Source organism: Paenibacillus sp. SRL342, from assembly GCF_984798905.1.
The window spans coordinates 5,753,611-5,770,642 of the sequence record NZ_OZ481790.1 but is presented as its reverse complement, the minus strand read 5'-3'; the positions used below and the strand labels follow the sequence as shown (position 1 = coordinate 5,770,642).

11 protein-coding genes are annotated in these 17,032 nt (G+C 48.9%); 5 read left to right on the top strand and 6 right to left on the bottom strand.

From position 1 onward, the window contains the following. Positions 1 to 4: 4 nt before the first annotated feature. On the top strand, positions 5 to 757 hold the full coding sequence (locus AC4E8D_RS25445) for an ABC transporter ATP-binding protein (protein WP_036605802.1): 753 nt from the start codon (positions 5 to 7) through the stop codon (positions 755 to 757). 2 nt (positions 758 to 759) lie between these two features. Beyond that, entirely contained in the window at positions 760 to 1,977 is a 1,218-nt protein-coding gene (locus tag AC4E8D_RS25440) for an ABC transporter permease (RefSeq protein ID WP_221820995.1), read from the top strand. Positions 1,978 to 2,146: 169 nt separating this feature from the next. Here AC4E8D_RS25440 and AC4E8D_RS25435 read toward each other — a convergent pair whose 3' ends face one another. The 3 genes from AC4E8D_RS25435 to AC4E8D_RS25425 all read right to left on the bottom strand — a co-directional run bounded on the left by AC4E8D_RS25435 (position 2,147) and on the right by AC4E8D_RS25425 (position 4,584). Then, entirely contained in the window at positions 2,147 to 2,272 is a 126-nt protein-coding gene (locus AC4E8D_RS25435; RefSeq protein WP_206759599.1) for a YjcZ family sporulation protein, read from the bottom strand. A gap of 217 nt (positions 2,273 to 2,489) precedes the next feature. Continuing rightward, a complete protein-coding gene (locus tag AC4E8D_RS25430) occupies positions 2,490 to 3,788 on the bottom strand; it encodes an aminotransferase class I/II-fold pyridoxal phosphate-dependent enzyme (RefSeq protein ID WP_221820994.1) in 1,299 nt (432 codons plus the stop codon). Positions 3,789 to 3,966: 178 nt separating this feature from the next. Further along, positions 3,967 to 4,584 carry a pyridoxamine 5'-phosphate oxidase family protein gene (locus AC4E8D_RS25425; protein WP_221820993.1) on the bottom strand — a complete coding sequence of 206 codons (618 nt, stop codon included), beginning with the start codon at positions 4,582 to 4,584 and terminating at the stop codon, positions 3,967 to 3,969. A gap of 154 nt (positions 4,585 to 4,738) precedes the next feature. Between AC4E8D_RS25425 and pdxR the strand changes: the two genes are divergently transcribed. Together pdxR and AC4E8D_RS25415 are read left to right on the top strand one after the other, a co-directional pair. Continuing rightward, positions 4,739 to 6,199: a MocR-like pyridoxine biosynthesis transcription factor PdxR gene (gene pdxR, locus AC4E8D_RS25420; RefSeq protein ID WP_313771448.1), complete on the top strand. Its 1,461-nt coding sequence runs from the start codon at positions 4,739 to 4,741 to the stop codon at positions 6,197 to 6,199. A gap of 369 nt (positions 6,200 to 6,568) precedes the next feature. Next, positions 6,569 to 7,354 (top strand): AraC family transcriptional regulator, encoded by a 786-nt coding sequence (locus tag AC4E8D_RS25415; protein ID WP_036605807.1) that lies wholly within the window; start codon positions 6,569 to 6,571, stop codon positions 7,352 to 7,354. 347 nt (positions 7,355 to 7,701) lie between these two features. Here AC4E8D_RS25415 and asd read toward each other — a convergent pair whose 3' ends face one another. Both asd and AC4E8D_RS25405 read right to left on the bottom strand, forming a co-directional pair. Then, positions 7,702 to 8,493: an archaetidylserine decarboxylase gene (gene asd, locus AC4E8D_RS25410; protein ID WP_047841263.1), complete on the bottom strand. Its 792-nt coding sequence runs from the start codon at positions 8,491 to 8,493 to the stop codon at positions 7,702 to 7,704. An 85-nt stretch (positions 8,494 to 8,578) separates the two neighbouring features. After that, a complete protein-coding gene (locus AC4E8D_RS25405; protein WP_339179072.1) occupies positions 8,579 to 9,790 on the bottom strand; it encodes a YheC/YheD family endospore coat-associated protein in 1,212 nt (403 codons plus the stop codon). Between the two features lie 295 nt (positions 9,791 to 10,085). Between AC4E8D_RS25405 and AC4E8D_RS25400 the strand changes: the two genes are divergently transcribed. Then, complete coding sequence (locus AC4E8D_RS25400) at positions 10,086 to 15,278, top strand: WIAG-tail domain (RefSeq protein WP_221820990.1); 5,193 nt, start codon at positions 10,086 to 10,088, stop codon at positions 15,276 to 15,278. A 170-nt stretch (positions 15,279 to 15,448) separates the two neighbouring features. On the opposite strand, the gene AC4E8D_RS25395 is transcribed toward AC4E8D_RS25400, so the two are convergent. Further along, entirely contained in the window at positions 15,449 to 17,014 is a 1,566-nt protein-coding gene (locus tag AC4E8D_RS25395) for a M4 family metallopeptidase (RefSeq protein WP_221820987.1), read from the bottom strand. Positions 17,015 to 17,032: the final 18 nt, after the last annotated feature.

The window sequence follows — 17,032 nt, the reverse complement described above, 5'->3', positions numbered from 1 at the left end:
ATAGATGGAAAACGTTCAATCGCCTGTTCTGCAAATTAGCGGGTTAAGCGGAGGTTATAGTGCCAAACGGCCAGTCCTTCACGGCATCGATCTGGAAGTTGGACGTGGAGAGATGGTCGGACTAATCGGCTTAAACGGTGCTGGCAAAAGCACAACCATGAAACACATCCTCGGCTTGATGACACCTCAACAGGGCGAAGTGCGAGTGATGGGCAAGAAACGGGACGAGGATGCGCAGATCTACCAATCGGCTATGGCATTTGTACCGGAATCACCCGAACTGTATGATGAGATGACGGTGATGGAGCACCTGGAGTTTACGGCAAGAGCGTACAATGTGTCGGAGGCTGATTTCAAACAACGTACGGAGAAACTGCTGGAACTGTTCCGTATGAATGAGAAAAGTACAAGTCTGTCGACTCACCTGTCTAAGGGGATGAGGCAAAAGGTCATGATCATGTGTGCTTTTGTGGCAGGACCACCACTGTACATCATTGATGAGCCTTTCCTGGGGTTGGACCCGCTGGGAATCCGCTCCTTGCTTGATTTTATGCTTGAGATGAAAGCTTCGGGATCATCCATTCTACTCAGTTCACACATTCTGTCCACGATTGAAAATTACTGTGACCGTTTTATCGTTCTGCACCGTGGGCAGGTTATTGCTCAAGGGACGCTGAATGAACTGCGCTCCCAATTCGGGGAATCGGATGCCACGCTGGAGCACATGTTCTATTCCCTCGTACAAGGCAGGGATTGAGCATGGATCTCAAGCTGCTATGGAAGCAAAGACGCACAGGATTCTGGAACGGAATTCTTCCTTATCTGGGTTATGTGATCCAGAGCGGTGTAGCTATGGTCTTTTTATTTCTCGTCATTGCGTTCTCCGCCTGGTATACATCATTTGTCCAGAACATTCCCGCGGAATTTCCGATTCGCTGGATTGCATTGCTGCTGCTGGCACCACTAGTGTTGTTTAGCAGTTATCGTACATATCTGCTTCCGGCAGATATCGTGTTCCTGCGACCACAGGAATACCGGATGCAGGAATATTTGAAGAACAGCTTTGCCCGGGGCATCATCTATAAAACTCTGGGATTGCTGCTTGTGTTTGTTACACTGTGGCCGCTCTATGTCAGAGCAGATCTGGATGCACGGCCATTTGGCTGGTTCATCGTATTCCTGCTGCTGTGGAAAGGGTTGTCCAGTTATGGAGCATGGCAAGAGCTAAGAATGGTTCAGGTTGGGGCAGCAAGAGGATATCGTCTCTTGCGATGGGCTCTGGCAGTGCTGGCGGTTGGCGCCTGGTTATGGCAACAACCGCAGCGCAGCGTCTGGTTCCTGCTGTTGCTGGCTGTTGTCTACATCGTCGCCCTGCGTATACCGGTGAAACATCGTGTAGCGTGGGAACGACTGATTCAGGTAGAGCAGGGTCAGGCTGGCAGGGTTATGCGGACGCTTGGCTGGTTTGTGGATGTACCTTCATCCGGACAGAAAGTAAGTTCGCGTCGCTGGCTTAGCAAATTGGGGAGTGGTCTTCCCTGGAATGCAGGGAAAGCTTACCGTTACTTGATCACCAAAACGTTTGTTCGAACCGAAGTGTTCTCAATCGTGTTACGCCTAGTTGTACTGGGCGTGTTACTATCCTGGTGGACAGCAGGCAGCTACTTTGGTGTCGGGGTGTATCTGTTCTTCCTGTTGCTTGCAGGTGTACAGCTTGGTGCACTGCGTCGCAGTCATAGTGAATCGTTCTGGATTATGATCTATCCAATCTCGGGTGAGAGTCGTCGTTCTCAGGTGTTGGGATTCATATTCCATCTACATGCACTGGTTGCATTACTCATGTGGTTGCCTATGCTGGCTGCCGGAGCAAGCGGACTGACTGTCACAGGAGTAGCACTTATTTTGGGTATACTGGTGATTGTGATCATGCGGCGTTCGCAAGGTAACAAGTGGTTGAAGGAAGAAGAGGACGAGTAAACGATCGGACACCTGACCAACTCGGATTATTACATTGGGTTCATCAGTGAGAGGTACAAAAGATAACAAAAGAAGGGTATGCCGGGCTGTATCCCGGTATACCCTTCTTTGTGCTGTAATGGAATCATGCAATCAGATCACTTGGTTCTTGCGCAAGTGTGTATTGGTACTAACAGAGGAACGATTTAGTGATAATTACGAGCAAGATGAACAGAACGAGAATGGCACCTGTGTTAGTAAATCCTCCGTAACCGCCGCATCCATAACCGCCTCTTGTATCTTCAACTCCAGACATGGTCATTCCCCTTTCAAGTGGTTGTTTGGCACGCCCTTGCGTACATCGTATATTATGTGCCGTGGGGGTAGGCTGATTGGGCCGATGCCCGGTAAAGCCAGAAATTAAAGCTTTTGGGCAGATAAAACACAAAAGAACCCTTCGTATGTTTAGTGACATGAAGCGTCGCCGTTATACAAAGGGTTCTTATATCATTCAGGGTACAGGTCTGTGTTAACTAAGTCGTCCGCAGATCCTGAACTCCACGATAGATGGTTTCATACAGATCTTCCAATCCGGATTCTTCAATACAGGAGAAGGCGATTCGCAGATCCGATTCACCCAGCGCGATTGTACCCACACCATATTGGTGCAGCAAATGGCTTCGAAGTTCTTCAGCGCCAACTTCTTTCAGCTTCAGGCACATGAAGTAACCGGAGTTGAACGGATAATAGTCCCATGCATCTCCATACTTGCCGCTATCGAGAATGGCTTTTACCTTGTTGGCGCGGCCTTTCATAATCTCGAACTTCTCCTGTTTCTGTGCTTCAAACTCCGGTGCTTTGAGCGCATCCAGTACAAAAGTCTGGGAAGGATGCGGGCCACTGGAGATCGTTGCCCGGATAATACCGAGTGTTTTTTGTTCCAATGCATGCAGAACGGCTGCATCTTCATGAGCATACGTAATGAATCCAACGCGGAAGCCCCATACGAATTCTTCCTTGGTTGCACCATCCACTTTTACGGTCAACACACGTGGATGAATGTTGGCAAGTTTGCCAAACAGGGATTCATGAATGGAATCTTCGAAGAACAGTCCAAAGTAGGCATCATCTGTTACAGCAACCACGTTAACACCGGCTTCAGCTGCCTGAAGAATCGTGTTAACAATGGCATCTGCTTCTTCGGCTCCAGGCGTATAACCTGTAGGGTTATTCGGGAAGTTGAGCAGAACGATGGCTTTACCTTTGTCCTTTTGATCAAGCAAAGCCTGAAGCAGACCATCACTGTTGAAGTTCAACTGATCATCGAACAGGGGATAATGAACCAACTGGCCATGACGACGAATTCCGAAGGTCAGCTCGTAATTTTCCCAGTTTTTATCTGGATATATGACAGCGTCCCCTTCATCGGCGAACAGGTCGGCTACGATACTAAGTCCATGGGTTAATGCATTGGTTACAATCGGATTGCCAAACGTTTTGCCTTCTAGAGAAGGCGTTTCCTTCAGCATCTTGTCTCTCCAAACGGTCCGCAATTCAGGTTTGCCTGCAGGTGGAGCGTAAGGATACAGATCCTTTGGTTGGAATGCAGACAGCTTCTCCTGAATAACCTGAAGATGCATCGGCACACCACCCTCCAGGGCGATACCAATCGTGGCATTATGGGTCTTGGCCAAGCTTGCTGCTTCAGCAGATTGACTCAAAATCCCCTCTTTAGGAAAATAAATTTCTTTGCCAAGCTGTGACAGCATGGAGTAGACGTGACTGCTGCCTGTCTGAATACTTTCGTTCAACTGTTCAGCCAGTGGATTCATTCTTTTCATCCTTCCAAGTCTTTGTGATTCAACTGCCTAACATTATATCACCTTGACATGCCCCCGTCACGGAAATTACGCAATATGACAGTTATATCACTTTACCGCGTTGTTGCAGAGGGTTTTGGGGTGGGTTATCGTTGTATTCGACCTTGGAGTAATCCTCAAGAAATGAAACTTATTGCTGATGAAATGGACAGTATTTCCGCATCATTTCAGCAGTTTCGGCATCTCTTCCTTCATTGCGCTGTTCCAGTTCACCACTGATATGATCGAATCGTTCACTCGAGAGGTTTTGTCCAAATTTAAACTTGGCGCTGATCCGTTCAGGACTAATTCGCACTACGGCTACAGCTTTGAGGTTTCCTGTGTAACGCGAGTCAGTAGCGTCAATGGGTACATATCCGCCTTGCGGCTGGAGTTTCTCCATGAATCGTTGCAGTACCTTACCTTTGATGTCCAGATCTTTAACCGGTTCAGCCTGACCAAAGGCCATAACACTTTTGAAGAAAGAAGTCGCCGGACAAGCCAGCTCAGGATCACTGAAATAAGATGGAATCAGGGAGAACTCTTCAGCTACCGTGAAACTGACCGACGAATCCTGCTTGATCTGTTTCATCTTCTCACCAGCCAGACTGCCGTGAAAATAAAAGCAACCGTCCATATATACGAAATTCAGCGGTGTAACCCGTGGTTGTCCGTCCGGACTGACCGTCCCCAGAAACCCGAAGGAGCACTGATCCAGAAATGCGGTAATTTCCTGTTCTTCATCTACTGTGAATTCTTTCCGTCTCATGTGTATTCCCCCATTATTGAAATGTATAATAGAACGCCATATCTTATGGATAACAATAATTCATACATTGACAATGAAATAGATCCAATTTACATTCACTTTAGTAGGCCAATTAGTCGGGGATCACATAATGAAGACAAATGAGGAGAGGTGCATGATGGAATTGTGGCTGCCGATGGATACCTATGAACTTCAGCATCGATACAAGTATGAGGCACTGTACCATGCGTTACGTGATGCCATTCATGCAGGCACATTGGTGGGAGGCACGCGGCTTCCTTCCACCCGTGAGTTGGCAAAGCAATATGAGATGTCACGTGGTTCGGTAGCTCAGGTATACGACATGCTGCTTGCGGATGGTTATGTCCATGCACATCGGGGAAGAGGTACATTTGTCACCGAAACATTATCCAATCAGGAAAATGAGAAACAGGAAGCCGTTCTCAAGCTGTCTGCCTGGGGCGAACGAGTACAGATGTTGAATACGCAACATGAAGTCCTGCGGACTCAGATGTTTTCACCGAAGCCATCCGTCATTAATTTTCAAATGCAGCGCATGCCTGCAGAACATTTCCCGTTAGGGGAGTGGAAGAGTGCACTCGCAGCGGTTCATCGTAGTGGTTGGCGAGAATCGAGCGGTGCAGCCGGTGATCCGGAACTGCGTGAGGCCATCGCCTCCCATCTCAGATGGACACGTGGTATCCAGGCTGAACCATCTCAGATTGTATTGTTCAGTGGTTCAATGCAAGGCATCACCTTGTTATCTCAATTGCTGATTACGGAGAATACAGCAGTTGTATTGGAGAATCCGGGTTATCCGGGCATCGCCCATGCCGTCAAGTCCTGTGGTGGGCATATCATCCCGGCAGAGGTGGATGCCGCAGGCATTATTCCTCTGCCTTGGGAGGCACAGACGTTATTTGTCACCCCTACCCGGCAGTTTCCAACAGGGGCCGTATTGGGATTGGATAGAAGACGTGCCTTGCTTGCGTGGGCCTCAAAGCGGAATGCAGTCATCATTGAAGATGATTATGACAGTGAATTCCGATGGGGTGGAAGGCCGATTGAACCCCTCAAAGTGCTTGATCGTGAACAGCGCGTCATCTATGTCGGTTCATTCTCACAAACGATGGTTGCTTCGTTCCGACTTGGCTATGCCGTACTGCCACCTGGTCTGGTAGAACCTCTCCTTGCCGCCAAGGCGTTGTATGAACCGGTACCTCCGGCGCTGTTAGAGCAGCGTGCACTGGCAAAATTTATGACCAGAGGGGGTTACCTGAGGCACTTACGGCGGTTAACCCGATTATACGGGGAACGGCATGATTTTTTTGTCCGAGAGATGCAGCTACAGTTGCCGGAGGCATTCAAGATGCAGCTTGGTGATGCAGGACTGCATATCTACGCTACCTGGAATGGTGATGTGGACAGTTATCAGCGGTTTAAAAAGCTTGCTGAGGAGGATGGCATACTGTTTCGTGATGCAGAGCGATATCGGCTGACTTCAGGTCATCCGGCGGCCTGTTTTGCTTTTGCACATCTGGAGAAAGAAGAGATGACAGAGGGAATCCGGCGAATGCGGCTAGCCTGGGAGAAGTGCACATTTTCGTTTCGGTGAATTCCGCTGTATAATGGGATAAGACATTTCGCTCCTGTAGGAGCAGAGATCATATATGAGCAAGTTGTATTTAATCATGCTATACAAGTTGAACTAATTATTTACACGAAAACGTAGAGGGCAGAAATAACCTGAAGAAGCGGAGCGTTCGCCTTTATCGTCAGATTTTCACCTTTGTAAAAGTGAATCAAAAAATCTGGGGATAACAGCGATCGGAAGGTTGTTCTGTCATCGAAGTGGCAAGTGTAAATGTTCTTTAGTTCAATTTCTATAGATACTGAAATACATATGGCCTGGATTGAAGAAGTGAGATTCAGATCAGAATGATGCCATATGCAGAGAGATTAACTATCAAGGGGGAGTGGCGACATGCTGCAGGCATCGCCGTCATCATTTGTTATTTTGCCCGCTGTCGCCAAAATTGTCTGTGAACCGGGCTGGAAGTGGCAGAAGCGCGAAAAACCGATGCAAAACTATGATTTATTTTATGTATGGAGTGGTGAAGGAACGCTTGTACTGAATGACCAGTCGTATGAAGTTGGCAAGGGGAGTTGTTTTCTGTTCAGGCCAGGAGATCATCCTACTGCAACACATAATAAGCAAAAACCGCTGGTACTTACGTATATTCATTTTGATGTGGACGTGCCTGTTGCTGATGTTCCCCAGTCCTATCGCGAGGTACAGGAAACGGTGGAGTTTGAGCACCTGCTGGCACGTTATGTAAGACTGTTCTTATCGGATGTGTACGGACGTGATGAAGAGAGCCGATTGATTCTGAAACAATTGATGATTCATTTGCTGCGCGCCGATACGGAAGAACCTGTGGAGAAAAAGGTGAGCAACCAGTTGTCCGATGTGATCCAGGAGGTCGCCAATTATGTGCGTCAGCATCCGGGGATTACGCATCGGGTGGAAGATCTGGCTGCGCGGGCTGGCTTATCGCCCCGATACTTCTCGATCAAGTTCAAGGAACTGGTGGGATCATCGGTGCAATCTTATATTATCCGCATGCGTATTGAACGGGCGGAACATCTGCTGGTGCATACCGGCATGAATGTGACCGAAGTGGCGGATGCTCTGGGCTACCGGGATATTTTCTTCTTCAGTCGTCAGTTCAAGCAGTATACCGGCAAAAGCCCGTCTGAGATTCGTTGAAATTCTGATGAGAATAACAGGAAACCGTTTCAAGTCTGGAACGCAAGGGTAATGATCTAGCATTCCAGATGACCAAAAGGGGGAACTTGTGATGAACGGAAAACGTCGGGTCCGCAACCGGGGATGCTCTACGAAGGGATGCAATATTTTCCGGAACCGTCTGCGTCGCTTCAAACCGGCAGAGGACTTGCAAGATGTGTGGTTTTGAGGAGAACTCAGCAGACCAATAACGACGGAGCGAAGCTTCGTATTGCATGTATACATGGATGAATATGAATGCATAAAGAGGATGGCGCAATACCTGGTTACAGGTGCTGCGCCATCCTCTTTATTTGCGTATGGACTCATTAGTTCTTCGGTTTCAAACGACCAAGCAATGCGCCCATTTTGACCGAATCGCCTGGCTGTAAGCCCGGGTTTGGTTCGAATGTGCCACTCTGCGTCAGCAGAACAACGGTGGAACCGAATTCAAAATAGGCCAGATCATCGCCTTGTGCCCAGGTACTTGTGTCCGTATCAGCATACTGTATGCTACTCACGTTCATCGCACCTACTTTGACAACCGCCACTTCACCGTAATCATGTGCGATATACGTAATGAGCCGTTCGTTTCGACTAAGCACGGATCTCATATGGGTCAGGCCAAAGTCATTCACGGGATAAACTTTGCCCTTGATGTGTTCGCTCTCTATTTTGCGGCCGCTGACTGGTGCATGAATGCGGTGATAGTCGCGAGGGCTGAGATAGAGGACGAACCCGTACCCGTGCTTGTACTTCTCCAGATGGGGAGAATGGTTTAATAATTCAGCAAGTGTATAATTTTGTCCCTTAACATTCAGGAGTGTCCCTGCAGATATTGGACCGGCTGCCGTAATCTTGGCATCTACCGGGCTGATCAGTGCATGCTCTGAAAGTTCCAACGGGCGCATGCCCGGCTTTAATTTGCGGGTAAAGAAATCGTTCAGTGAACGGTATTCCTTCCAGTCTTTCTCGGCCTCCTGAACAGGGATGTCGTAGGTCCGGACAAAATAAGGGATAAATGCCTTACTTCCCCGGCTTTTGGAGAAGGCTCCCACAGTCCGGGAGATCCATTTGCGCGAAGAAAGCTCGGTCATTAATCGCAACAGCGTTTTTGCCATGAATATCCCCCTTAGGGTTAATGCGAACTTCAAGGCCGGCAAGACCGGCCGTTCTGCATAATATTGACACAGAATGCACACGAAATCAATATAGTCTCCTATCGTATGTCTGCGGTTGTCTCGGAATCCTCGAATTCTGTTCCAGCAGCAGACGCCCATAAGCCATTGGTTTGCTATACGTGGCCTTCCAGTGTTCCGACATTCCCGCCCTGCGAAAACCGTAACGCTGATCCCGTCCATTGCATTCAATAAAATAGATCTGGCCGCTGCGCGTTATTCCGAGATCAAGGCCCAGATCAGCCAGATGTGGCAGACTGGCCGCCAGGTTCTGGGCAATTCGAAGTGCAACAAGTCCGATTCTGTATTCCAGTCGAGCCAGGTCGAAGCCAGGTTCTCCTAATCCAAGGGCCTCTGCGAGCTTCATGACTTTACCGCCCTGTGCGATATTGCTGACAAACGTATGGGCAGGAGCCGCTTTGGCAAACATGCCTGTTATTCCCCAAAGACCATCGCTGCCACGTTGTACAGATACCCGCAAATCGACCGGCCTGCCCTCATAACGTACCAGTGGGATACGCTCTTCAATGAGGTAGGCATGGCGAAAGATCCGCCTTAGGGTGGCGGAAGGAAGCTGTCCTTTGCTCAATCGGAAGGTAGCCCACCCTTTGCGTGAAGCCTTCGTCTCACAGGTTAATTTCCACTGTCCATCTCGCTCGAAGACTCGCATAATACCATGACCGATGCTACCGCTGCATGGTTTGATGACGAGGTCATCATATTGTTCCATCATATAGGCCAGAGATTCTGGCGTAGCTTTAACTGCATGGGGCAGGTGTTCTCGCAAGGCGAGGTCCTGATGAAGCATGTCATGAATGTGATCTTTACGGTACCGGTTGCGAACGTTAAATACCTGAATACCCTGCAACATCAGCTTGGTAATCTGATGCTGTTCCGTCCGGCGAAGCTGGAGTGATCGGTTATGAATGACGGAGGGCAGTGGCATGCGCTCGCGAACATATCTGCCTTCTTTTTTTACATAGGCAAGACATGTTTTTTGATCCGAGTCGATATCTTCCAGCCTCAAAAAGCAGGGGGTTAATCCATAACTGGCCGCTGCCTGTTCATAATTCGCGAGTGATTCCTGACCGGTCCTTCCGGCCGGTATCCCCCGGTACATGCGTGAATCGAACATAATGCCGATCGTTTCTTGGAGCATGACCGTTCCTCCTTCGATGTTATCGCGACCATGGATCGTCCATTCATGGAATGCCGGCCTGTCACCGCATGGCTCAGACATCGCGATAACGCAGACCGGTGTATATATGCATAGCCATGCACTGGTGCTTGCTCAGCGCGTTTTCAGACATGACCTAGACATAATATCCTATGACATGACTGGGACGGGGGCGTGGACAGCCGCCTTTCCTCTGCTGTCCTGACACGCCTATTTCCACGAAGATCATCGAACCTTCCTGTCTTGACGCCTGTATCATTCGTGCTCTGGGATCCGCAAAAGTCATAAATGAAGTGGCAGATGCCCATATGGGAGCATATGATGCCGGAGATGAACGTTAGAGGAAGGAGCAAGCTGCATGAGTAAAAATGGCAAAAAAAAGGTTCCAACGCCGAAACTGCGGCATGTGAGCCCGAAATTTAAGGAATTGGAACTGACTGATCGCCGGGCAGACAAGATGAACTCAGGTTTCACTGTGAATAGGGAAGAACGCTTGAATATGAATAAAAGGGATTCGAGAGCTGTTCAGGAGTCGGAAGAACTCCTATTCGAATCAACGGAGCTACCTGCTTCAACAAACGAGCTGGAAGAGCTAGGGATCGAAGCCAAAATCAAGCCGGAACCCGTAGAGTCTGATCGCAAGGAAGTCGAGACACAAGATAGCTCGGAAAAGCAGATTCAGGTTAGCAGCCTGGCTCCGCTTGCTCTGGAAGAAGAGCAGGATATCAACAAACAGGAGATAACAAGCAAGGACCGGCTGCAGATCCTGAACCAAAACCAGATGCCGGGTCATACCGGACAATACATCTACACGGACGATTTGAGTGAATTTGCTGTTACGGAGAGCAAGTTGGCTCCTTTCTCTGTGGATGCCTCCAAGCTGAAACCGGATGCGGTTGGTAGTGAAGCATTGCAGGATTATGCAGTGACCAGCATTCACATTGCAGATGGGGCAATTGTTTCTGCCAAACTGGCAGAAGCGTCTGTATCCGATGAGCATCTCATTGACGGCTCCGTGTCCGGTCATAAATTACGCAACGCTTCTATTGCTGGTGAGAAAATCAGAGATGGCAGCATTACCTCGCAGAAGCTGGGCAACCAGGTAATCGATTCATCCAAAATTGCCGACGGTTCCATCGGCACAAGGCATCTCAGCCGCATGCTGGTCACGGAAGATTTAATTCAGAATCATGCCGTGACCGGAGACAAAATTGCGATTAGCGGCGTGGATACACGGCATCTCACGGGAGGGGCTGTGCACACGTCCAAATTGGCCGACGATGCGGTGACTACATCCAAAATTCGTGAAGGTGCTGTCTCAGGCAGCAAAATCGAAGAACAATCCATCGAGTCTCACCATATTCAGGCAGGTGCTGTTAAACAGACACATCTGGCAGAAGGGGCCGTCGGTCGTTCACAACTATCTAATGGCAGTATTGGAAGTGACCAAATTGAGGATGGATCCATACAAACAAGACATTTAGCCGAGGGTTCGCTAACTGGAAGACATCTACTGGACGGTTCAATCGGCTCAAGCCAGATTCGCGCTCATGCAGTTGGCAAGGAGCAGATCGGCAATGGAGAAGTGGGCAGTGAACATTTGATGGAAGGTGCAGTAACCAGCAGCAAACTGGCAGACCAGTCTGTGGGAACAGCAAAATTGCTGGAACAGTCCATTACGGCCTCCAAGATTTCTGATCAGAGCGTCATTTCTTCCAAAATTGCAGATGAAGCTGTGCAGGGGAAACATCTTGCCAAAGGATCCATTCGTGCGGAACATATTGTCAATCGGGGAATTACGCCGGTACATGTAGACAATGCTGCAATTCACTCCATTCACATTGCAAGTGGAAGCATCGATGCAACACATCTGTCAACCGGTAGTGTATCCGGAGAAGCGCTTGCGGATGGCGTAGTATCCGAGCGGCATCTGGCTGAGGCGGCGGTGGGTACGTTTGAGTTACAGGATGCTGCAGTGACAGACGTCAAGCTCGCAGACGGAAGTGTGACAGAAGAAAAACTTGGAACGGCATCGGTAAGTAGCAGAGCACTCGCTCCGGGAAGTGTCGCATCCTCGCATCTTGCGGGTGGTGGTGTTACGGGTACGCATCTGGCTCCAGGCAGCGTGGGGTCCGAGGCCCTGAGACCTTATGCCGTGAAATCGGAGCATCTGACAGAACATGCCGTAGGTGTACCTCATCTTCAGCCGGGCAGTGTTGAAACAGATGCGATTGCACGGGCGGCGGTCACAACAGACAAATTGGCTCCTGGTAGTGTAACATCAACCCAACTGGCGGGCGGGTCCGTTTTTCCGCCTCATCTGACGGATCATGCGGTTACCTCCCCCAAGCTCTCACCAGAGAGTGTGGCCACGGATAAACTGGCGGATTTTGCTGTCACGTCAGCCAAACTGGCCGACGGCAGCGTGACTTCTTCCAAGATCATGGCTGAAAGCATAAATGCCAAACATATTCCAGCAGGAACCATACGCGGCTATCACCTGAAGCAGCATTCCGTATCCCTGGAACATTTATCGGAAGAAATACGCTCACCGGAATTATTTGCTGATGGCAGTATTACCGGCAACAAACTTCGGCATGGCTGCATAAGTGCGGACCATTTGACAGCAGACTCGGTATCCGGGACAGAACTGCAACAGGCTGCTGTAGGTAGCGAGCACTTGCAGCCATCCGTTGTACAATCCGTTCATCTGGCTGAAGGCAGCGTGAAGTCTGATCATTTGGGGACTCAAGTAGTGAGCTCACAGCATCTGAAGCCAGACATTATTCATGAGGAGCATATTGCTGAACAGGTGGTTACATCGCATCACTTGGCACCCGGATCTGTCGAAACAGACCATCTGGCACCTTTATCCATTACAGCAGCTCACCTTCAGCCAGGTTTGATCAGTGGTTTGCATCTTCAGGCAGAGTCGACAAGTGCTGTTCATCTGCAGCAAGGAGCTGTGCATTCCCGTCATATTCAAGATGGTGAGATTCTTCCTCATCATATCCATGAACGCAGCATCGGAACATCTCATCTGGAAGAAGAAGCGGTAAGTACGATTATTTTGCAGGATGAATCTGTAACACGCTCCAAATTAGCAACGGGTAGTGTGGATGGCAGCAAATTAGCTGCAGGAACCGTATCGGCTACTCACATTGCCAATGAAAGTGTGCAAACCCGTCATATCCAAGAAGGCGCAATCCTTGCTGATCATATTCAAGAGTGCAGTATTGGCTCAGTTCATCTGGATGAGGAGTCTGTAAGTTCGGTTCATTTGCAAAATAGATCTGTAACAAGTGCCAAACTGGCGGATGGCAGTATAAACGGCAACAAATTGCTTGAAGGAGCCGTATCGGGGGTTCATATTGCGTCCGAAAGTGTGCAAACCGGGCATATTCAGGCAGGGGCCATTCATGCTGACCATATTCAGGAGCGGAGCATCGGCACAACCCATCTGGAGGAGGAAGCAGTAAGTGCGATTCACCTGCAAAATGGGTCTGTCATCAGTGCCAAACTGGCCGACGGCAGTGTAACCGGCAGTAAGTTGATCGAAGATGCGGTGTCAGGAATCCATATCGCCTCGGAAAGTGTGCAATCCCGCCATATCCAGGCAGGAGTAATCCTTGCTGATCACATTCAGGAGCACAGCATCGGCATGCTTCACTTGGAACAGGAAGCAGTAAGTGCCATTCATCTGCAAAATGGATCTGTAACAAGTACCAAGTTGGCCGACGGCAGTGTAACCGGCAGCAAGTTGCTTGAAGGAGCAGTATCAGATATCCACATTGCAGACGATAGTGTGCAATCCCGTCATATTCAAGAGGGAACAATCCTTGCTGATCATATTCAAGAGCGGAGCATCGGCACAGCACATTTGGAAGAGGAGTCGGTAAGTGCCATTCATTTGCAAAATGGATCTGTAACGAGTGCCAAACTGGCGGATGGCAGTATAACTGGCAGCAAGTTACTCGAAGGTATGGTATCCGGGATTCATATCGCATCGGAAAGTGTGCAATCCGGGCATATTCAGGCAGGAGCTATTCATGCTGGTCATATTCAGGAACGAAGCATCGGCACCGCCCATCTGGAAGAGGAATCAGTAAGTGCGGTTCATCTGCAAAATGGGTCCGTCACAAGTGCCAAATTGGCTGATGGTAGCATTAGCGGCAGCAAATTGCTCGAAGATGCTGTATTGGGGAGCCATATCGCATCGGAAAGTGTGCAAACTCACCATATCCAGACAGGAGCGATCCTTGCTGATCATATTCAGGAGCATAGCATTGGTACGTCCCATCTGGAGGAGGAAGCAATAAGTGCGGTTCATCTGCAAAATGAATCCGTAACGGGTGCCAAACTGGCGGATGGCAGTGTGAGCAGCAGCAAACTGCTTGAAGATGCGGTGTCGGATGTTCATATTGCCAATGGAAGTGTGCAATCCCGTCATATCCAAGAGAGAGCCATACATGCTGACCATATTCAAGAGCGAAGCATTGGGATCTCCCACCTCAAAGCGGAATCGGTAAGTGCGATTCACCTGCACAATGGTTCCATAACAAGTGCCAAAATGGCTGACGGCAGTGTGAACGGTAATAAATTGCTTGAAGGTGCGGTATCGGCTATTCACATAGCAGACAAAAGTGTGCAATCTCGTCATATTCAGGATGGAACCATTCTTGCTGATCATATTCAAGAACGCAGTATTCGCACAACTCATCTGGAAGAGGAATCAGTAAGCGGGGTTCATCTGCAAAATGGGTCCGTCACAAGTGCCAAATTGGCCGATGGCAGCGTGAACGGCAGCAAACTGAGTGAGCAGAGTATTACCTCTAATCACTTGAATGTGGGGATTGTAGGTCCGGCGCATTTGAGCGAAGAGATATGGAATGCGATTCGTCAGTTCAGTGGAGAAACGCTGGAGCAACTGGCAGCTATCAAAAGACAAGAGGGATTGCTTCAACCAGAAAATAAAGGTGTACAGCAACAGCAGGTCATTGTCGAGGCATTACCAATTGCTGGTCAGGATCAACAACAAGAGCTGATATCCCAAACAGATCAGCTTGGCGAACCATCGGCAGCTTTGTTCACGACGGAGCAGGCAGATCAGGCTCAGCAACCACAGCTTGAACGGTCACAGGAGATCGCTGGAACTACGGAGTTTATGTTAAGTGAACAATCGATTACACAGGAGCATCTGTGTGATGATGCCGTGGGCAGCAGCCAGTTGCAATCGGGGGCAGTTCAAGCCAAACATCTGGCCTTCCAGCCCGTTCGCAGCGTAAGCAAACAACCGGTTGTACAACAATTCGGGATGGAAGCTTTTGTACTGCCAGAGAGTGAAGCATCCACAGAGGTAACTGTTGTTTTTGAAGAATCATTTGCTTCAGAACATTATGTGATTGTGGGCATGAGTAATGATCGGGGATTCCAGATTTCCCTGCTGTCGCAGAGTGAGGATGAAGCGGTACTTGAAGTGTCACGTACAGCAGATTGCAAGCATACGTACGGGTTGTTGTCATGGATTGCTGCGGGACCTTCGCAAGGATAGTGCAGGATTGTATCCGTAATAAACAAATGACAAAAGCGGTGTCCAGAGTTGTCCGGGACACCGCTTTTGGTTGATCTAAGCTTAATCCGTTCGGACGGTGAGGGGTGTCTGAACGTTTTGTTACCATTATGATGAGTACATTATAAGTTCAACCACAATAAAATAAGATTTTACAGGCCTACAGCTTGATACGCTTTGGTAATGGCAGTAGCTTCAGCGGAAGTTGCTCCGTACAGATCTTTGGCTGCTTGAATGGTAGCTGTTTTGGCAGCGGCAAATTTGGACGTTGGTGTCAGGTAGTTCACCAGTGTGCTGTAGAAAATCTGGATCGCTTTATCCCGACCGATTCCGGTAACAGTCACACCATTATGTGTTCCGCCTTGAGCAGCAAGGAAATAGGCTTTATTGATGATACCACTGTTGATATGGACACCGCCGTTGTCCTGTGAGCCTGTGTAGCGATCGCTGTATTTGTCAGGTTGACCATACAATGTAGGGTTGGAGAGGGAGCGCAGCGCATCTCCTGGAGTGTTAGGTGTGTAGATATCATCACCGAGCAGCCAGTTTTTGCTTTGGATCGTATTACCGAAAATATCGGCAAAAGCTTCATTGAGTGCACCTGGTTCATTGCGATATTCCAGATTGGCTGTATATTCAATGACACCATGCGTCAATTCATGACCCACAACATCAAGGTCACCAGACAGGGATCGGAACGTCGTTCCATCTCCGTCACCAAAGACAATCTGTGCCCCGTTCCAGAAGGCGTTATTGTAATTGGAGCCGTAGTGCACGGTTGATCTGATCAGCAATCCGTTACCATTAATACCGTTACGGTTGAATTTGTTTTTGTAGAAATCATACGTAGCAGCCGCATGAGCATGAGCATCTACACCTGCACGATCGGTCCATACATTATCCGAATCCGTGAGCAAGCTACCAGGCAGTGAGGAGCCATTGTTCGCCGTGTACGTTTGGATGCCATTGCCGCGAGTGGTGTCTTTCAGTTGGAAGGTGCTGCCGGATTGGGTGGTTGTCAGGGTTTTGGTATCTCCAAGTACACCTGTACCTGTTCCGGTGGCAAAGTTAATGAGGTCAAACTGGGATACGATACTGCCATCCACTGCGTTAATGAAATATTTGGTCCGTAGAGGGGCAGGTTCCAGTACGTTTACTTCGGTAATGTAAACCAGATACGTCTGACCATCTTCTTCATGATGGTAGATGTTCAATTCAGCTTGAGGTGTGATTTCCGCTGCACCAAGCTCTCCGATCCGGGAGGTTGCTTCTTCGGTTGCAATACGGATCGCGTCTTCTCCGCTGATCTCGGCTACACCATCATTCGGAATGGCCTGCTCTTCAATCGGTGGAAGATCGCCAAGTGCGGAGCTAACGGCTCCGGTTTTGTCCAGGTGGACCGTCTGTTCGGCACCATAAACCGGGATACCTTTAATATACTGTTTCAGGCGGAAGTGTCTTACGCCAGATGTGTCTGTGTTTCTTTTGACAATTTTGAGCTGGGATTTCACATCGGAATTCAGGAATTGTTCCTGCTGTCCAAGATAATTAAAGATGGTATCATCTGTTCCACTGTTCAATGGAATACCCTCCTCAGAGGCATAAGGGGCCTGAAGTGGAATGGATTGATCAGACACTGGAGCTGCAGTAGCAGAGGATACGGAAGCGAGCAAAAGAGCTCCTCCAAGAATTGTTGGCATAACTTTGGCGAATTTCATAGTAAACTCTCCCATTCT

Coding starts and splice junctions, on each gene's coding strand:
- AC4E8D_RS25445 (WP_036605802.1), top strand. CDS start 5: ATGGAAAACGTTCAATCGCCTGTTCTGCAAATTAGCGGGTTAAGCGGA.
- AC4E8D_RS25440 (WP_221820995.1), top strand. CDS start 760: ATGGATCTCAAGCTGCTATGGAAGCAAAGACGCACAGGATTCTGGAAC.
- AC4E8D_RS25435 (WP_206759599.1), bottom strand. CDS start 2,272: ATGTCTGGAGTTGAAGATACAAGAGGCGGTTATGGATGCGGCGGTTAC.
- AC4E8D_RS25430 (WP_221820994.1), bottom strand. CDS start 3,788: ATGAATCCACTGGCTGAACAGTTGAACGAAAGTATTCAGACAGGCAGC.
- AC4E8D_RS25425 (WP_221820993.1), bottom strand. CDS start 4,584: ATGAGACGGAAAGAATTCACAGTAGATGAAGAACAGGAAATTACCGCA.
- pdxR (WP_313771448.1), top strand. CDS start 4,739: ATGATGGAATTGTGGCTGCCGATGGATACCTATGAACTTCAGCATCGA.
- AC4E8D_RS25415 (WP_036605807.1), top strand. CDS start 6,569: ATGCTGCAGGCATCGCCGTCATCATTTGTTATTTTGCCCGCTGTCGCC.
- asd (WP_047841263.1), bottom strand. CDS start 8,493: ATGGCAAAAACGCTGTTGCGATTAATGACCGAGCTTTCTTCGCGCAAA.
- AC4E8D_RS25405 (WP_339179072.1), bottom strand. CDS start 9,790: ATGTCTGAGCCATGCGGTGACAGGCCGGCATTCCATGAATGGACGATC.
- AC4E8D_RS25400 (WP_221820990.1), top strand. CDS start 10,086: ATGAGTAAAAATGGCAAAAAAAAGGTTCCAACGCCGAAACTGCGGCAT.
- AC4E8D_RS25395 (WP_221820987.1), bottom strand. CDS start 17,014: ATGAAATTCGCCAAAGTTATGCCAACAATTCTTGGAGGAGCTCTTTTG.